We start from the raw sequence: 1,204 nt of genomic DNA, 5'->3' as shown, positions 1-1,204 counted from the left end.
TGCCGCAGGCTGCGATCTTTCTCTATCAGGCAACTCGGTTTTCCCGGACCAATCGCAATCCAGCAATCACCACCGCAAAAACAGCCAAAGTCGTGTTGTACAACGCCAGCGCCGGAAACCCGAACACCAGCGCCAGTACCGCCAACCACCACCCGGCCCGGCCTGGCAGCACAAAACCGATAACGGCTGCCGCCAATGCCGCGAAGCCCAAGACATTGAAGTGAATCATCAAGCCCAGGCTCGAACGAACCTGGCATTCCCAGCGACTCGCCTCGTCCACGCAGATGCCAACCCATTGCGCATCCTCCATAAAGCCATAACGCGCGCCATAACTGGCGGCCAGCCATAACGGCAGGAGAACGAGCAGCAGAATCACAGGCAGACGGCGGGACATGAAGCACTCCAATAAACGAAAACGGCGGCCAGCTTAATCCCCCGCCAGCGGTAAGCAAACGCACGTGACAGATAATTGGCCACGAAATCGCTGCAAAGTGTATCGTCCAGCTACTATTACTCCGAAATTAGGCCTGATTGGTGCCGACCCATGGCACTTTGGCGCAAACCCCGTGGTCATAGCCTGCGAACTTCATTCGGCACCTTTCTCTAAGGGATCTAGTCATGCTCCGTTCCTTGCGCTTCGCCGCCCTGTTTGGCGGCCTTATTTTGAGTGCGTCCGCACTGGCCGTCGATATCGACGCTGCCAGTTATGGCTACCCTTTGACCAACCCGTTCGAGGCGACCATTGCCACGACACCGCCGGACTTGCGCCCGGAGTTGCCGCTGGATGACGACATCAATCAGACCGACCGCAGTGTCAGGTTGCGCCCGGAGCGTGAGTTCGACCTGCCGGACAACTTCTGGCCGGTGAAGAAGCTCACCTATCGCATTGCCACACAAGATAAAGCCGCACCGCTGATCTTCCTGATCGCCGGCACCGGCGCGCGCTACGACAGCAGCATCAACGAGTACCTGAAAAAGCTCTACTACAAGGCCGGCTACCACGTGGTGCAACTGTCGTCGCCCACCAGCTTCGACTTCATGAGCGCCGCCTCACGCTTTGCTACACCCGGCATCACCAAGGAAGACGCCGAAGACATGTACCGGGTGATGCAGGCGGTGCGAGCACAAAACCCGAAAGTGCCCGTCACTGATTACTACCTGACCGGCTACAGCCTGGGCGCATTGGATGCGGCATTTGTCGCAC

At 58.3% G+C, this 1,204-nt stretch carries 1 protein-coding gene and 1 pseudogene; one reads left to right on the top strand and one right to left on the bottom strand.

Features of this window, described 5'->3' with window-relative positions; genetic code table 11:
• Window positions 1-25: 25 nt before the first annotated feature.
• Window positions 26-394, bottom strand: a complete 369-nt coding sequence (locus tag VD17_RS14060; RefSeq protein WP_046054321.1) for a hypothetical protein — start codon at window positions 392-394, stop codon at window positions 26-28.
• 224 nt (window positions 395-618) lie between these two features.
• Here VD17_RS14060 and VD17_RS32595 point away from each other — a divergent pair.
• Window positions 619-1,204 (top strand): annotated as a pseudogene (locus VD17_RS32595) (serine/threonine protein kinase); the annotation flags it as partial.

This window comes from Pseudomonas fluorescens, from assembly GCF_000968015.1.
Classification (GTDB): Bacteria; Pseudomonadota; Gammaproteobacteria; order Pseudomonadales; family Pseudomonadaceae; genus Aquipseudomonas; species Aquipseudomonas fluorescens_W.
The sequence above is the reverse complement of the archived record's forward strand: the minus strand, read 5'-3'. Positions and strand labels throughout refer to the sequence as shown.